The organism is Kitasatospora sp. NPDC127121, assembly GCF_042677305.1.
In the GTDB taxonomy this organism is placed as follows: Bacteria; Actinomycetota; Actinomycetes; order Streptomycetales; family Streptomycetaceae; genus Kitasatospora.
Genome location: NZ_JBHXTQ010000064.1, coordinates 35,260 through 51,059, shown reverse-complemented (window position 1 = coordinate 51,059; position 15,800 = coordinate 35,260). Strand labels below are relative to the sequence as shown.

Below are 15,800 nucleotides of genomic sequence, written 5' to 3'. Positions count from 1 at the left end.
CACCCCTCCGGGGGGGGCGGCCCTTCACTGTCAACATGGGGTGGTGGAGATGCCGGGAATCGAACCCGGGTCCAGTGGAGTTAATTCAGGGCTTCTCCGAGCGCAGTCCGCTGTGATTTTCTCGGCCCTGGCAGTCACACGGACAAGCCGCCAACAGGCCCAGCTGCTGTTTGATTTCCCATCCACCCTCGCAGCCCGGGCGGACGGTTGAGTTCCCTAGATTATGCCAGGGTCCGGGTCGGGAACTCCCCGGTCTGACACCCAAGCGCTATCGGTGCTTATTAGGCAGCGAGAGCGAACTGCTGGGAATCGCGCTTAGAGTTGGCGATTATTTTTTTGCGACACGTGGTTAACGAGATCATTGCCGCGTTCCTCGGCTCGCTTCCCCTGTTTCAACATCCCCTGTCGAAACCGATCATCCCCATGTTTTGTTGAGAAACAGCCGGACGGTGACCGTCCGTGTTGCTGACGCCATAGTACGCGAGGCGGCGGGTGAGGGTCCAGCGGATTAACCCTGGCGCCGCCGGGCGGCCGCCACCGCGCGGGCCGTCTCGCGGGTGTCCTGCTTCTCGCGCAGCGTCTGCCGCTTGTCGTACAGCTTCTTGCCGACCGCGAGCGCCAGTTCGAGCTTCACCCGGCCGTCCTTGAAGTACAGCGAGAGCGGGACGAGCGTGTGGCCCGCGTCGCGGACCGTGCTCTCGATCTTGCGGATCTCCAGCCGGTGCAGCAGCAGCTTGCGCTTGCGCCGGGCCGCGTGGTTGGTCCACGTCCCCTGGGTGTACTCGGGGATGAACACGTTGTCGATCCAGGCCTCGTGGTTCTGGATGTAGGCGTAGCCGTCGACCAGGTTGGCCCGCCCCTCGCGCAGTGACTTCACCTCCGTGCCGGTGAGCACGAGGCCGCACTCATAGGTGTCGAGGATCGTGTACTCGTGTCGCGCCTTCTTGTTCTGCGCGATCAGCTTCTGTCCGGTTTCCTTTGCCATAGCGCGGCCATTCTCGCACTTCGGCCGGTTCGGGGCAGCCCCTTTAGGCGCGGGTGCCGAGCCCGGCCAGCACCCGCAGGGCGAGCGCGTCGGCGTCCTCGCCGGCCGCCGCCGGGACGTCCGGGGTCAGGCCGGAGCCCTCCGGGGAGCGGCCGGCCGGGGTGTAGTAGCGGCCGACGGTCAGCTCCAGCACGGCGCCGTCGGCGAGCCGGCTGGGCTGCTGGACGGTGCCCTTGCCGAAGGTCCGGGAGCCCACCACCACGGCGCGGCTGCGGTCCTGGAGCGCGCCGGTGAGCAGTTCGGCGGCGCTCATCGTGCCGCCGTCGACCAGCACCACCAGCGGGGTGCGCTGGTCGCCCCCGGGCGGGGCGGTCAACTCCCTGGTCTCGCCGCGCTCCTGGTACGAGCCGACCGGGCCGCCGTCCAGGAAGATCCCGGCGGTGCCGGCGGCCTCCTCGACCAACCCGCCCGAGTTGCCGCGCAGATCGAGCACCACACCGGCGTGCGGGGCGCGCAGAGCGGCGCGCACCTGATCGGTCACGCCGCTGGTGAAGGCCCGTACGGCGATCCGCAGCACGCCCTTCTCCAGCTGCTCGGCGGTGACCTGCCGGCTGTCCAACAGGGCGCGCCGCAGCCGCAGTTCGCGGACCTCGCCGGCACCGCGCCGCACGGCGAGGGTGACCTCGGAGCCCACCCCGCGCTCGCCGTCGCGCCCGCGCAGCCGGGCCACCACCTCGGTGACCGGCAGGTGGTCGGCCTGGTCCTGGTCGATCCGCAGCAGCCGGTCGCCGGCCTCGATCCCGGCCGTGGCGGCGGGCCCGGCGGGCGCGACCTGGGAGACCGCGGTGGCGCCGTCCTCGCCGCGGCCGACCGAGAGCCCGACGCCCAGGTAGCGGCCGTCCAGTCCCTGGCTGAACGCGGCGTACTCCTGGGCGCTGTAGTACGCGCCCCAGCGGTCGCCGTTGGCCCCGAGCAGGTGCTCGGCCTGCTGCTCGGACAGCGCGGTGCCGGCCGGGTCCGCCGGGAGGCCCGGGGCGGCGCCCGCGACCGGGGCGGCGCCGGCGGCCGGGTGCCGTGGCGGGTCGCCCCAGGCGCCGGTGGCGGCCCCGGCGATCAGCACGACACCGAACACCAGGCTGAGGGTGGCCACCTGACGTGCCCTGCGCGGAGTTTCCAGCATGGCACCGGAGTGTAGACACCGTGTCGGGCGCGACGGGCCACAACGGCGGGCGAAACGACGGCGGCCCCGGACGGCGCAGTGCCGTCCGGGGCCGCCGGGGCCGGAGGTGGTCAGACCTTGAGGTACTTGCGCAGGGTGAAGAACGCCGCCACGCCGGCCATGCCCATACCGACCACGATCAGCAGCGGTATCACCGCGAGCACCGAGCCGAGGCCGATGAAGTGGATGAACTGCACCCGGTCGGCCAGCCAGTTCTGGACGAAGAAGTGCCCGCCGACCAGCAGCCCGGAGGCCATGGCCGCGCCGAGCAGCGCGGAGAACGCGGCCTCGGCGATGAACGGCATCTGGACGTAGAAGTTCGAGGCACCGACCAGGCGCATGATGCCGGTTTCGCGCCGCCTGCTGTACGCCGACACCCGGACGGTGTTGACGATCAGCAGCAGGGCGACGAACAGCATCAGCACCATGATCACGAAGGCCGCCGTCTGGAGGCCGTTGAGCAGGCCGAACAGGTTCTCCAGGATCTTCCGCTGGTCCTCCACCGACTTGACGCCGGGTTTGCCGGCGAAGGCGCTCTGGATGACGTCGTACTTGGTCGGGTCGTTCAGCTTGACCCGCCAGGACTGCGGCATCGCGTCCGGGCCCAGGACGGAGATGAGCGGGTTGTCCGGGTTCATCTCCTTCCAGTGCTTGTACGCCTCGGCGGAGCTCTCGAAGGCCGACGACTGGACCACCGAGTCCATCTTGTCCAGCTGGGCCTTGATGTCCTGCACCTGCTGGTCGGTGGCCGCACCCTTGTCGCACTGCGGCGAGTTGCGCGCGTCCGACTTGGTGCAGAAGTAGATGCTCACCTCGACCTTGTCGTACCAGTACCCCTTCATGGAGTTCACCTGGTCGCGGACCAGGAGCGAGGAACCGGCCAGGGCGAGGGAGAGCGCGACACTGACCACGACCGCGATGGTCATCGTCAGGTTGCGGCGGAGACCCACACCGATCTCCGACAGGACGAACTGGGCACGCATGCGGGTAACAACTCCAGGGTCGGTACTGCTGGTCTGGCGACGCGGGCGGACGGCCCTACGGGTTCAGCGCCGGCTGCGCCGGTCGGTCAGTGCTGGTATCCGTAGACGCCGCGGGCCTGGTCGCGGACGAGCAGCCCCTTGTCGAGCTCGATGACGCGCTTGCGCATCTGGTCGACGATGGCCTGGTCGTGGGTGGCCATCAGCACCGTGGTGCCGGTGCGGTTGATGCGGTCGAGCAGCTTCATGATGCCGACCGAGTTCTGCGGGTCGAGGTTGCCGGTGGGCTCGTCCGCGATCAGCAGCATCGGACGGTTCACGAACGCGCGGGCGATCGCCACGCGCTGCTGCTCACCACCGGACAGCTCGCCCGGCATGCGGTCCTCCTTGCCGCCGAGGCCGACCAGCTCCAGCACCTCGGGCACCACCTTGTTGATGGCGCTCTTGGGCTTGCCGATCACTTCGAGGGCGAAGGCGACGTTCTGCGCGACCGTCTTGTTGGGCAGCAGGCGGAAGTCCTGGAAGACGGTGCCCAGCTGGCGGCGCATGTGCGGCACCTTCCAGTTGGACAGCTTGCCGAGGTCCTTGCCCAGCACGTGCACCTCGCCCGTGGAGGGGCGCTCCTCGCGCAGGCACAGGCGCAGGAAGGTGGACTTGCCCGAGCCGGACGAGCCGACCAGGAAGACGAACTCACCCTTCTCGATCTCCAGCGAGACGTTGTCCAGGGCGGGACGGTTCTGCTTGGGATAGGTCTTGGAGACGTTGTCGAATCTGATCACGGCTGCATCACGGAGGCCATCCTAGGCGGCGCCAGTCCTCGGTCGGTCCACCCCGGGCGCCCGGCCCTGGGGCGGGTGGCGGGAGCGGAAAGGGCCGCTCCCGGTCTGGGACCATACGCGAATCGTCGGTCGGCGTGCAGGGCCCGCCCAGGACAGCCGTCGAAATCTGGGGGAGAATGTCTGGTTATGCCCCGAAAATTGGGAGGCATCTCACAGCCCGGGAGCCGGAACGGTCAGAACCTGGCAGAGTGGAGGTGGCGTCCGTGTTCGGGCGCTCCCCCGCACAGGGCAAGAAGAGGAACCAAAGCCCCGTCCGGTGCGTTGGCTGTAGCAGCGAGGAGGAGATCGCATGACCTGCGACCATCTGGTGTGCGCCAACTGCAACGGCCGCGTGAGTGACGGGCGCTGCGCGGTCTGCCGCGCCAACCGGGCCCGGCTGCAGGAGCAGCAGGGTCCGTTCGCGGCGTTCTCCCCCGCGATGCTGCTGGCCCTGCTGGCCGGTCTGCTCGCGGTGGCGCTGATCGCCCGGCAGGCACTGGCCTGAACCCACCGAGGCATACGAAAGGGCCCCCGACCACTGCGGTCGGGGGCCCTTTCGTATGCCTGCGCCTACTGCGCGGCGGTCTCGCGCTGCTTGCGCCAGCGGATGCCGGCCTCGATGCTGTGCTTGATGTTCATCGAGGCCGGCATCCTCACGCTCAGCTCGCGGTTTCCCGCTGCTTCCTCCATCGGATGCCGGCCTCGATGAAGCCGTCGATGTCGCCGTCCAGCACGCCCTGCGGGTTGCCGACCTCGTACTCCGTCCGGACGTCCTTGACCATCTGGTACGGGTGCAGCACGTAGGAGCGCATCTGGTTGCCCCAGGAGCTGCCGCTGTCCTTGAGCGCGTCCATCGCCGCCCGCTCCTCCTGGCGGCGCCGCTCCAGCAGCTTCGCCTGGAGGACGTTCATCGCGGACGCCTTGTTCTGGATCTGCGAGCGCTCGTTCTGGCAGGAGACCACGACACCGGTCGGAAGGTGCGTGATGCGCACCGCCGAGTCGGTGGTGTTGACGCCCTGGCCGCCGGGGCCGGAGGCGCGGTAGACGTCGATCCGCAGGTCGCCCTCGTCGATGTCGACGTGGTCGGACTGCTCGACGACCGGGAGCACCTCGACACCGGCGAAGGAGGTCTGCCGGCGGCCCTGGTTGTCGAAGGGCGAGATGCGGACCAGGCGGTGGGTGCCCTGCTCGACCGACAGGGTGCCGTAGGCGTACGGCGCCTTGACCGTGAAGGTCGCGGACTTGATGCCGGCCTCTTCGGCGTACGAGGTGTCGTACACCTCGGTGGGGTACCCGTGCCGCTCGGCCCAGCGCAGGTACATGCGCATCAGCTGCTCGGCGAAGTCGGCGGCGTCGACGCCACCGGCCTCGGCGCGGATGTTGATCAGCGCCTCGCGGGCGTCGTACTCGCCGGACAGGAGGGTGCGGACCTCCAGCTCCTCGACCGCCTTCTGGAGGGAGACGAGTTCGGACTCGGCCTCGACCCGGGTGTCCGCGTCGTCCTCGGCCTCGGCCAGCTCGAACAGCACGCCCAGGTCGTCGATGCGGCTGCGCAGGCCCTCGACCTTGCGCAGTTCGCCTTGGAGGAAGGAGAGCCGGCTGGTCACCTTCTGCGCGTTCGCGATGTCGTCCCACAGGTTGGGGGCGCCTGCCGCCTCCTCCAGGACAGCGATGTCGGCCCGGATCTTGTCCAGGTCGAGGACGGCCTCGATCGACCCCATGGTCGTTTCGAGGTTCTTGAGCTCTTCGGAAGGATCGACGGCTGCCACGCCCCCAGGGTAATGGTTCCGGGGGTGGTCATGACGACACCGGGGTCCTCCGGCTCTCGCGGTACCCGCCCGACGGCCCGCTACGGCGCCCGCGGGGCCGTGCCGGACACCGTCGGACGGGCCGGGTGACCGGCGTCCGGGGCGGTGGCCGCGAAGGCCGTCCAGGCCGCGGCGGCGCCCGCCAGCAGCAGGACGGTGGCCAGCAGGACGGCCAGCACCCGGCGGCGGCGCAGCAGCGCCTGCCGGTCCCGGCGGTGCCCGGTGCCCGGGGCGGTGCGCTGGGCACGGGACTCCGCGGCGTACGCGGCCAGCTCGTCCGCGGAGGGGCGGCGCAGGCTGGTGTGGGTGTCCCGGGTGGAGTCGGGGGCGACGCCGGGCACCAGCGGGACGGCCGGGCCCCGGCGGCGCTTGTGGATTCCCGGGCCGGCGTCCACCTCGGCGTACACGGCCTCACCGGGGGTCAGCGCCTCCTCCGCCGGGGCGCGGCCCTGGGAGGGCACGGCCAGCACCGGCAGGCCGGCCAGCGAGGGCAGCTGCTCGCGCAGCCGGGCCGCCAGCTCGGCGGCCCGCAGCCGGGAGGCCGGGGCCTTGGCCAGGCACTCGGAGATGATCCGCCACAGCCCGTCCGGCAGGCCGGGGATCGGCGGCACCTGCTCGGTGACGTGCCGGCGCAGCACCGCGCCGGTGTGGCCGCCGCCGAACGGGGTGAACCCGGCCAGCAGCTCGTACAGCACGGTGGCGAGGGCGTAGATGTCGACGGCGGCGCGCGGCTCCAGGCCCTCGATGATCTCCGGGGCGAGGTAGTCGGGGGTGCCGATGATCCGGGTGGCCCGGGTGCGGCGCGGGGCGTCGACCAGGCGGGCCACGCCGAAGTCGGTGAGCTTGGCGCGCGGGGCGCCGCCGGGGCCGGGGGCGGCGGCGAGGTCGAGCAGGACGTTCTCCGGCTTGACGTCGCGGTGGACGATGCCGGCGGCGTGCGCGGCGGCCAGGCCGTCGGCGACGTCCGCGATGACCGAGGCGGCGGTCTGCGGCGGGAGCGCGCCGTCACGCTCCAGCCGGGAGCGCAGGTCGGTGCCCTGGACCAGCTCCATCACCAGGGCGAGGTCGCTGCCGTCCACGACCATGTCACGCACGCCGACCACCCGGGGGTGGTCGAGGCTGGTCAGCGCGGCGCGCTCCTGGACGAAGCGGCCGACCAGCACCTGGTCGGCGGCCAGGTCCTCGCGCAGCAGCTTGACCGCCACCGGGCCGTCGGGCCCCTCACCGAGCCAGACCGTCCCGGCCGAACCCCGGCCGATCACCTGGTGGACGGTGTACCGGCTGCCGATCTTGCGTGCCAATGCTGCTCCGTGGGCGGCGCGGGAGCGCGCCCGGGGGTCCGGTGCGCTCGATGGGGCGGGACAACAGCGACCAACCTACGCGCCCCGGCGCCCCGCGCGGGCCGCCCGAGGGCCCTGGGCGGCCCGCGCGGGCGAGAAATCTTGCGAATTGTCGACAAAGCGTCAATCCCGCCGCGCGGGCCCGGCCCTGGACCGGGCGGGCCCGCACGGCAGGGCCTGGCCCGGCGTCAGTTCTTCGAGCTGCCGAACAGGGCGTCCGCCCAGTCGCGCACGGTGTTGAACCAGCCCTGGATGTTGTCCCAGTAGTGCGGCAGCGGCGTGAAGTTCCACAGCGCCACCCCGGCCACCACCAGCACCAGCACCACCACCAGACACCCCTTGAGGCAGCCGAGCCCGGGGATGTACATCCGGTTGCGGCTGCGCGGGCGCCGCTCGCGCGGCGGGGCGGGCTCGCGGCGGTCCTGCTCGCGCGGCTCGTCCCGACGCGGCTCGTCCCGGCGCTGCGGGGGCTCGCGGTGCTGCGGCGATTCGCGGTGCTGCGGCGCCGGCGGCTCGGCCCGGCGCGGGACCGGGGCGGGCGGGGGCGGGTAGCCGCCCTGCGACTGCCCGTACGCGGCCGGGGCCGGCCGGTAGCCGCCGGGCGGCTGCGGGCGTCCACCGGGCCCGGGCTGCGGCGGGCCGCCGTGACCGGACTGCCCGGCCTGGTAGCCCTGACCGCCCTGGTAGGGCGGCGGGGCCACCGGCGGCCGCTGGGCGTACCCGGGCGGCGGCGGGCCCTGGCGCCGCTGGTCCGGGTGGTAGCCGGCCGGCGGCTGCGGCTGGTAGCCGGGGGGGCCGGCCTGGAAGGGCCTCGGGGCGACCTGCGGGTCCTCGAAGTCCTCCGGGCCGAAGTAGCCGACCTGGGTCTGCTGGTTGCGGTCCCGGGCCGCCCGCAGCTGCGTCTGCCACGGGTGCGGCGTCTCCTCCCCCGGAGACCCCGGAACACCCGGAGCGCCCGGCGGGGGCGGCGGCACGACGGTGGGCGGCATCACCTGGGTGCGGTCCGGGGCCCCGAACGGCGGGGCGGGCGGCGGCTGGGTGCCCATCACCTGGGTCGCCCCGGCCGGGTCGTACTGCGGGGCCGCGGGGGCGGCCGGGGCGGCCGGCGACAGGCCGGGGACGCCCGCGCCGGCACTCGGGACGGAGGTCGGGCGCGGGTCCGGCAGCAGCAGCGAGCCGACCGCGAGCGCCTCGTCCACCGCCGACGGGGAGGCGTGCACCCCGACGCCGGCCGCCACCACCCGCAGCGCGCGGGCCAGCGAGGTCGCGGACGGCCGCTGCGCCGGGTCCTTGCGCAGGCAGCGCTCGATCACCGTCCACAGCGGCTCGGGCATGGTGCTGGGCCGCTGCGGCTCCTGCGCCAGGTGGGCGTGGAGGAGCGCGATCGCGCTGTCGCCCTGGAACGGCTGGCGGCCGGTGACCAGCTCGTACAGCATGATCCCGGCGCCGTAGACGTCCACCGCGGAGGTCTGCGGGCGGCCCTCGGCGGACTCCGGCGCGATGTAGGCGGGGGTGCCGACGAACTCGTGGGTGCGGGTGATGCCCGGGGAGTCGGCGAGGCGGGCGATGCCGAAGTCGGTCAGCATCGGGTGCATCTGCTCGGTGCCGTCCAGCACCGTGGAGGCGAGCAGCACGTTGGCCGGCTTGAGGTCGCGGTGGACGATCCCGTCCTCGTGGCTGGCCGCCAGCGCGTCCGCGACCTGGGCCATCAGCAGGGCGCCGGCGATCGGGCTGAACGGGCCGTTGGAACGCAGGTATCGGGCCAGGTCGGGGCCGTCGATCAGGTCCATCACCAGGGCCAGCAGCTCGCCCTCGACCACCAGGTCGCGGACCCGGACGATGTTCGGGTGGGTCAGCCGCAGCAGCAGCGAGCGCTCGCGCAGGAAGCGCATCACGACGTCCGGGTCGGACGCCAGTTCCTCGCGCAGCACCTTGATCGCCACCAGCTGCCCGGGCTCGCTGCCGGGCACCTGGACGTCGGGGCGCACCCGGCCGCGCCAGACCGTCCCGGTGGCACCCCGTCCGAGGGTCTCCTCAAGCAGATACTTGCTGCCGACTGGCCGCACCTGTCGCACTCCTCGTCGTGCCGCCCGCGCGGGGCGCTCCTCCGCCGGTGCGGTGAGCCTGCCGGGCCCGTGTCTGCGGCCACTCTAACGGTGTCCGTTCAGGTTTTTGGGGCGACCGGCAGGCCATCCCGGAGGGGTTGGGGGACATCCCCTAGGGGAGTTCCCGGACCGGTTCGGCGGGCCCGCCGACGGGGCCCTCGCCGCACCGGTTGACCTGACCCTCCGTCGCCTCCACCATGGCGATGATCGCAAGATCGTCAAATCCGGTACGGTGCGCGGACTGTCCGTGACGGATGGCAGGATGGACACTCGCCACTCGTGTGGCCCAAAGGGTCGCCGCGGCCGCCCCGCGCGCCCGCGACGACACCGGGCAGCGGTACCAGGCTCCACACCAGCAGAAGGGACCCGCGGGCGAGATGCAGATCCGGCTGACCGTCCTCCGACCGCGCAGCGGCCCGGCCGCCGCCGGCTCCGCCATCCCCTACGTGGACGTGCTGGTCACCGCCCCCGTCGGCACCGCGCTCGGCTCCCTCGCGGGCGCCCTCGCCGGCGCCGTCGGCGTGCGCGGGCCCCGGGCCGCCACCCACGTGCACCTGTACGCCGGGGCGCACCGGGTCGACGAGCACACGCTGCTCGGCCACCCCCCGCTCCTCGACGGGGCCGTCCTCAGCCTCAACGAGCCCGACCCGACCGCCGACGACCCCGACGACACCCCTGCCGCCGCCGAACTTCGCGTGGTCGGCGGCCCCGACGCCGGCGGAGTGCACCGGCTGCACGGCCGGGAGATCCGGATCGGCCGCTCCGGCGAAGCCGACGTCCCGCTCGACGACCCCGACGTCTCCCGGCTGCACCTGGCCCTGCACCTCGCCGACGACGGCAGGATCACCGTCCGCGACCTCGGCTCCACCAACGGCACCACCCTGGACGGTCGGCTCGTCCCGCCCGGAGCCCCCGAGGAAGCCGTCCCGCTGGAAGCCGGCGCCCTGCTGCGCATCGGCGAATCCACCCTGCACGTGGCCACCCCCGACCCGGCCGACGGCACCGGCCGCGCCGCCCTGCCCGACGGCCACGGCCACCTCCAGCTCGCCGCCCCAGGACCGGTCCGCCCCACCCCGCCGGTAGCCGAACCCCCCGCCGCCCCCGAACCCGCCCCCGGCCGCAGCCGCGGCCTGCTCTCGCTGCGACTCGGCCGCACCGCCGAACCGCCCGGCCAGGAGAGCGCCGAACGCCACCACACCGCCGTACGACTGCGCCAGGCCGCCGCCCAGCGCGAACGGTGGCCGGATCTCGCCACCCTGCTGCTCAACGCCGTCGGCCCCGGCCCCCGGCTCTGGGAGCGCGGCCCCGGCCACCCCGACGCGCTCACCCTGCGCCTGGGCACCGCCGACCGCCCCGGCGGCCCCGGCACCGCACCCGGCACCATGCTGCCCGCCGTCCCCGTCACCCTCGACCTGCAGACCGCCGGCAGCCTCGGCCTCAGCGGCCCGCGCGAACGCCTGGACGCACTCACCCGGGCCGTCGTCGCCCAGCTCGCCGCCCTGCACCCGCCGACCGGCCTGAGCCTGGTCGTCGTCGACGCCGACCAGGCCCGCACCCCCGAAGAACGCGCCGACACCTGGGCCTGGGCCCTCTGGCTGCCCCACCTGCGCCCCGCCGACGGCCAGGACTGCCGGCTGCTGCTCGGCCTCGACGACGAACAGGCCACCGCCCGGCTGACCGAACTCACCGCCCGGCTCAGCGGCCCGGCCGGCCTCGGCGGCCACCCCGCCACCGTCGTCGTGGTGGACGGCCGCCCGACCACCGAGACCGCCCGGCAGGCCGTCGACCTGCTGCTGCGCCAGGGACCGGCCGTCGGCATCTTCCCGGTCTGCCTCGCCGAGCAGCCCGAACTGCTCCCCCGAGGCCTCGGCGCCACCGCCCTGATCACCGGCGAGGTCGGCACCCAGCTCTCCCTCGACCGCCCCGTCGCCCGCGGCCGGGAGACCTTGCACGAGGTCTCCCTGGACGCCGTCTCCGACGCCTGGGCCGAACGGCTCGCCCGCGTGCTCGCCCCGCTGCGCGAGGCCGCCCCGGCCGCCCGCGGCCCGCTGCCCGACGCACTGCGGCTGCTCGACCTGCTCCAGCTCGACACCGTCACCCCGGCCAAGCTGTCCGCCCGCTGGGCAGCGCACGCCGGCGGCATCGGCGCCGCCACCGCGCTGCTCGGCACCACCCGGGACGAGCTCTGCACGCTCGACCTGGCCGACCCCGAACTCGCCCTCCCCTCCCCCGACCCGGGCGGCCCGCACCTACTCATCGGCGGCGCCCGCGGCTCCGGCAAGACCGAGCTGCTGCGCACCCTGGTCGCCTCGCTCGCCGTCTCGGAACGCCCCGAGCGCCTCACCGTCACCCTCATCGAGGGCCGGTCCACCGAGGACGGCCTGGACGGCTGCACCGAACTGCCGCACGTCACCGGCCTGGTGAACGCCGCCGACGACCCGCGGGCCGCGCTGCTCGCCGCGGAGGCCCTGGAGGACGAACTCGCCCTGCGCGAGCGGCTGTTCGACGGACTGGACTTCGCCTCCTGGCACGCCGCCCGCATCTTGGACGGGCAGAGCCTGGACGCGCAGAGCCTGGACGGACAGGGCCTGGCCGGACAGAGCCTCGCCGGACACCCGGCCGTCCCGGTGCCCGCCGTCGTCGGCGCGGCCTCCGCCGCCACCCCGAAGATCATCCACCCGCGCAGCGGTGGCGACGGCCCCCGGCCGGTCACCTCCCCCGCCGCCGCCCCCTGCCCCGCCCGCCTGGTCGTCGTCGTGGACGACTACGACGCCCTCCTCTCCCCCACCTCCCCGGCCGGCCGCCCGCTCGCCCGCGCCCTCGCCGCCGTCGCCCGCCACGGCGGCCCGCTCGGCGTCCACCTCGCGGTCACCACCGGCCACCCGGAGGAGAGCGCCGGCACCGAGGTCGACGAGGCCGCCCTGCTCCGCATCGCGCTGCGCACCGAGGACCCGGCCGACTCCGACCTGCTGATCCACCTCGGCGACGCGGCCGCCCTGCCCGAGGACACCCCCGGCCGCGGCTACCTGCGCCTGCCGGACGGCGGCGTCACCGCCTTCCAGACCGCCCGGATCAGCGGCCGCATCCCGCGCACCGCCACCCTGCGCCCCACCGTCGTCGCGATCGACCCGCTCCAACTCGGCGCCCCACCCGCCCGCCGCCCGGTCCGCGAACTCGGCAACGGCCCCACCGACCTCGCCCTCCTCGCCAGCGCCCTCCAACGCGCGGCCGCCCACTGACCGGCTCGCACCAGCGCGCCACCCACTTCCCAGGAACCGCGAACACGACGGCGGCCCCGGCCGGGGTCGGCCGGGGCCGCCGAGAGCGGAGCCACGTACGCGCCGCCTCGACCGGACGGAGGTCCTGGCGCCGTGCGCCTTTCCTCGGCCGAGGCGTCGCCGTCGATTCTCAGGAGCAGTACGTCAGGAGCAGTACGTGTTGTGCTTGACCAGGGCGAGGCCTGCGACCTTGCCTTCGGCCATGGTGAACTCGTAGAACCAGTCCGGGCCGCCGTTGCCGCCCTCGGCCGGGAGTTCGTACGTGCCGTCCTTGGTCGGCTTGAGGTCCTTGCCCTCGTAGGCCCGCTTGAGCTCGTCCTCCGCCGAGCCGGCGCCGACTCCCTCGGCGGTGCGGGCGTCCGCCGGGGCGACCAGCTGGCGCAGGCCCTCGGTACCGAAGTTGACCCGGCCGGTGGCCAGGAAGGCCTGGTCCCGGTTCTTGCGGGCCGGGCCGATGAGGTCCAGGTCCTTGTAGAGCACGGCCATCTCCTGCCGCCCCGCCTCGGTCTGATCGAGCTGCTCCCGAAGGCCCGCGAGGTACTCCTGCCGCTCCTTCGAGGAGGCCCCGGGGGCCAGGGGCGCGACCGGCTTCCTGGCCGCCTTGATCTCGTCGATCCTGGCCCGAGCCTTGTCGACCTTCGTACGGACCTCCGCCTCGGCCGCCATCCGGACCGGGTCCGGCGCCGGGCCGCCCTTGTACGCGTAGTCGGTGCAGCCGTTGAGCAGCGAGACCGGCGACGGCTCCAGGGCCCCGGAGGTGAGCGCCTCCTCCTTGGTCATCGAGAGCTGGAGCCCGCGGTAGCCTGCGGCGCCGAACGGCTGCGGCGGTGTACTGGCCGCCGCAGCGGCTCCGCCCTCGTCCCCCGCGCAGGCCGCCGCTCCGGCCACGACCAGGGCCGTCGTCAGCACGGCCCCCGCTACGCGCACGCCGCGCGTCATCCCCGCCATGATCATCTCCGCTTCGTCGACCGCACACGGTAGCGGACGTTCGGACACGATCCACCACCGGTCCCCACACACGCGGAAGGGGCCCGCATCCTCCTTGGGTTCTAGCGGGCCCCTTCGCACGCACCGGTCAGGAGGCCGGCCCCCGGCCGGCGGCGGTGTGGGTGTAGTGGGCGGCGGCCAGGACCGAGGCCATCAGCTCGGCGTCGAGCATGGAGGCGTCGGCCATCCGGGTCGCCGACGCGTGGGAGGCGAGCAGCGTCTTGGTGACCCGCAGGGCGGCCTCGGGGCGGCGCGTGATGGGCCGGGCCCACTCGGCCACCGCCTCGTCCAGCTCCTGCTCGGGGACGACGCGCTGCAGGATGGCGAGCTCCCGCGCCTCCGCCGCGCCGACCGGGCGGCCGGTGAGGATGATCTCGCGGACCCGGGCCGCGCCGACCTCGTGCAGCAGCCGGGGCAGCAGGCCGCCCCAGGCGACGGGCAGGCCGAGGGCCAGCTCGGGCAGCCGGAAGACGGCGTTGTCGGCGCCGGCCCGCAGGTCGCAGGCGAGCGCCAGGGCGAAGCCGGCGCCGGTCGCCCGGCCCTGGACCCGGGCGACGGTGACGGCGGGGCTGTTGACGAGGGCGTCGCAGACCCGGCGGGCCTTGTCCCCGTAGGCCCGTATGCGGCCGCCGGTCGGGTCCTCGTCCAGGCCCGCGAGGAGTTCGTCGCGGTCGCCGCCGAGGCAGAAGTCCCGGCCGGCCGCGGACAGCACGATCACCCGCACGGCCGGGTCGGGGACGGCGAGGACGGCGAGGAGTTCGTCCAGCATCGCCATGGTGACGGCGTTCCCGGTCTCCGGGCTGTCCAGCTCGACGTGGAGCACCGCGCCCCGGAGCTCGGAACGGACCGTACGGGCGGGCGCAGGGGCCGGCACGGGCTCGGGGGCCGACGAGGACTGAGGGACCGGCGGGTACCAGCCGGCCGACGCCGAGGGGTACGGGACGTACGGCGGCGGCTGCATCGCGTACGGGGGGTACTGGGGAGCCTGCGGAGGAACATTCATGCGGCCACTCTCAGGGACGTCACCCGGTGGAAGACCATCCGGGGTGCGTACTCGGGCGGGCTCGCCACCCGCAGGGTCGGGAAGCGCCGCAGCAGTTGGCCGAGCAGGGCGCGCGCCTCCAGCCTGGCCAGGCCCGCGCCGAGGCAGTAGTGGGCGCCGCCGCCGAAGGTGAGGTGGGTGCCCCGGCGGAGCACGTCGAAGGTGTGCGGGTCCGGGTTGCGGCGCGGATCGCGGTTGGCCGCGCCGTACATCACGTGGACCATGGTGTCCTTGGGCAGGAACACCCCGGCCAGCTCGGTGTCCTCGCCCGCGACGCGGCTGTTGACGCGGACCGGCGGGTCGTAGCGCAGCGCCTCGTCGATCGCGTCGTCGATGTGCTCCGGCCGCTCCCGCAGCCACTCCCACCGGCCGGGCGACCGCAGCAGCGACCACACCAGCGAGGAGAGCAGCGTCGCCGTGGTCTCCAGCGAGGCGATGGTGACGAACATGGTGAGCTGGTAGACCATCCGGTCGGTGGCCTCGCGGTCGGACTCCAGCGCGTCCCAGGTGCGGATCCAGCCGGCGATCACGTCGTCGCCGTCGTTGTCGCGACGCTCCCGGACGAGGCGGGTGAAGTACTCGCGCAGGTCCATGGTGGCCTGCTCGGAGACCGCCAGCTGGCTCTTGGTGGGCAGGAGTTCCTGGGCGTGCACCTGGTTGTGGGTCATCGTCAGGATGTGCGGGTAGTCCGCCGGGGCGATGTCCAGCCAGCGCCCGACGGTGCCGATCGGCAGCTGCTCGCTGACCAGGGCGGAGAGGTCCGCCTCGCCGTCCGTCCGTATTCGCTCGGCCAGGCGGTCCAGCAGTTCGGCGACGTCGGCCTCGATCTGCGGCTCCATGTCCCGGAGGGTGTTCCGGTCGAAGAGGTTCCCGAGGCTGCGCCGCTGCCGGGTGTGGTCGGGGGCGTTGAGCCGGGAGAGGGTCCGGCTCATCTCCTGGGTGGCGACGGCGTCCCAGCGCCCCGTCTCGGTCTGCCGTTCCTGCCAGGCGAAGTCGGGGACGAGCCAGGTCCTGCCGCGCAGGACCTGGTCGCACGCGTCGTACCCGGTGACCAGGTAGCCGCCCCAGGGCGCCGGGACGAGGTCTCCCAGCGCCCGCAGCCCGTCGTAGACCGGGCTCGGGTCGGCGAGTCCCTCGGCCGACCGCAGCCTGCGCAGGAGCGGCACGGCGGCGCGGCGGTCGACCACCCTTCCGTCCGGGCGCTCCGGGTCTGCGGGGCGGGCTTCCAACGTGGCGGT

12 protein-coding genes and 1 other RNA gene are annotated in these 15,800 nt (G+C 73.7%); 2 read left to right on the top strand and 11 right to left on the bottom strand.

What is annotated here, in order from left to right:
* Window positions 1-41: 41 nt before the first annotated feature.
* From ssrA to ftsE, 5 genes are all read right to left on the bottom strand, one after another.
* Window positions 42-423, bottom strand: a transfer-messenger RNA (tmRNA) gene (gene ssrA / locus ACFVHI_RS27140).
* 85 nt (window positions 424-508) lie between these two features.
* Complete coding sequence (gene smpB / locus ACFVHI_RS27135) at window positions 509-985, bottom strand: SsrA-binding protein SmpB (RefSeq protein WP_063349176.1); 477 nt, start codon at window positions 983-985, stop codon at window positions 509-511.
* 43 nt (window positions 986-1,028) lie between these two features.
* Window positions 1,029-2,165, bottom strand: coding sequence for a S41 family peptidase (locus tag ACFVHI_RS27130; protein WP_063349175.1), 1,137 nt, complete (start codon window positions 2,163-2,165; stop codon window positions 1,029-1,031).
* Between the two features lie 110 nt (window positions 2,166-2,275).
* Window positions 2,276-3,187 carry a permease-like cell division protein FtsX gene (gene ftsX / locus ACFVHI_RS27125; RefSeq protein ID WP_063349174.1) on the bottom strand — a complete coding sequence of 304 codons (912 nt, stop codon included), beginning with the start codon at window positions 3,185-3,187 and terminating at the stop codon, window positions 2,276-2,278.
* Between the two features lie 86 nt (window positions 3,188-3,273).
* Window positions 3,274-3,963 (bottom strand): cell division ATP-binding protein FtsE, encoded by a 690-nt coding sequence (ftsE, locus tag ACFVHI_RS27120; protein WP_063349173.1) that lies wholly within the window; start codon window positions 3,961-3,963, stop codon window positions 3,274-3,276.
* Between the two features lie 349 nt (window positions 3,964-4,312).
* Between ftsE and ACFVHI_RS27115 the strand changes: the two genes are divergently transcribed.
* Window positions 4,313-4,507: a hypothetical protein gene (locus tag ACFVHI_RS27115; RefSeq protein WP_063349172.1), complete on the top strand. Its 195-nt coding sequence runs from the start codon at window positions 4,313-4,315 to the stop codon at window positions 4,505-4,507.
* Between the two features lie 154 nt (window positions 4,508-4,661).
* Here the strand turns inward: ACFVHI_RS27115 and prfB are convergent, their stop codons facing one another.
* The 3 genes from prfB to ACFVHI_RS27100 all read right to left on the bottom strand — a co-directional run bounded on the left by prfB (window position 4,662) and on the right by ACFVHI_RS27100 (window position 9,216).
* Window positions 4,662-5,771 (bottom strand): peptide chain release factor 2, encoded by a 1,110-nt coding sequence (prfB, locus tag ACFVHI_RS27110; RefSeq protein ID WP_380343626.1) that lies wholly within the window; start codon window positions 5,769-5,771, stop codon window positions 4,662-4,664.
* An 80-nt stretch (window positions 5,772-5,851) separates the two neighbouring features.
* Complete coding sequence (locus ACFVHI_RS27105) at window positions 5,852-7,111, bottom strand: serine/threonine-protein kinase (RefSeq protein WP_063349170.1); 1,260 nt, start codon at window positions 7,109-7,111, stop codon at window positions 5,852-5,854.
* Between the two features lie 227 nt (window positions 7,112-7,338).
* Window positions 7,339-9,216, bottom strand: a complete 1,878-nt coding sequence (locus ACFVHI_RS27100) for a serine/threonine-protein kinase (protein WP_380343623.1) — start codon at window positions 9,214-9,216, stop codon at window positions 7,339-7,341.
* A 320-nt stretch (window positions 9,217-9,536) separates the two neighbouring features.
* Here ACFVHI_RS27100 and ACFVHI_RS27095 point away from each other — a divergent pair, with 320 nt between their 5' ends.
* On the top strand, window positions 9,537-12,494 hold the full coding sequence (locus ACFVHI_RS27095; RefSeq protein WP_380343620.1) for an FtsK/SpoIIIE domain-containing protein: 2,958 nt from the start codon (window positions 9,537-9,539) through the stop codon (window positions 12,492-12,494).
* Window positions 12,495-12,677: 183 nt separating this feature from the next.
* On the opposite strand, the gene ACFVHI_RS27090 is transcribed toward ACFVHI_RS27095, so the two are convergent.
* The 3 genes from ACFVHI_RS27090 to ACFVHI_RS27080 form a co-directional block, all read right to left on the bottom strand.
* The gene (locus ACFVHI_RS27090; protein WP_380343618.1) at window positions 12,678-13,481 is read right to left on the bottom strand and encodes a hypothetical protein; all 804 of its coding nucleotides are present in this window, start codon (window positions 13,479-13,481) and stop codon (window positions 12,678-12,680) included.
* Window positions 13,482-13,608: 127 nt separating this feature from the next.
* Complete coding sequence (locus tag ACFVHI_RS27085; RefSeq protein ID WP_244293446.1) at window positions 13,609-14,523, bottom strand: enoyl-CoA hydratase/isomerase family protein; 915 nt, start codon at window positions 14,521-14,523, stop codon at window positions 13,609-13,611.
* Window positions 14,520-15,710 (bottom strand): cytochrome P450, encoded by a 1,191-nt coding sequence (locus tag ACFVHI_RS27080; RefSeq protein ID WP_380343638.1) that lies wholly within the window; start codon window positions 15,708-15,710, stop codon window positions 14,520-14,522. The genes ACFVHI_RS27085 and ACFVHI_RS27080 overlap by 4 nt, the downstream gene beginning before the upstream one ends.
* Window positions 15,711-15,800 lie beyond the last annotated feature (90 nt).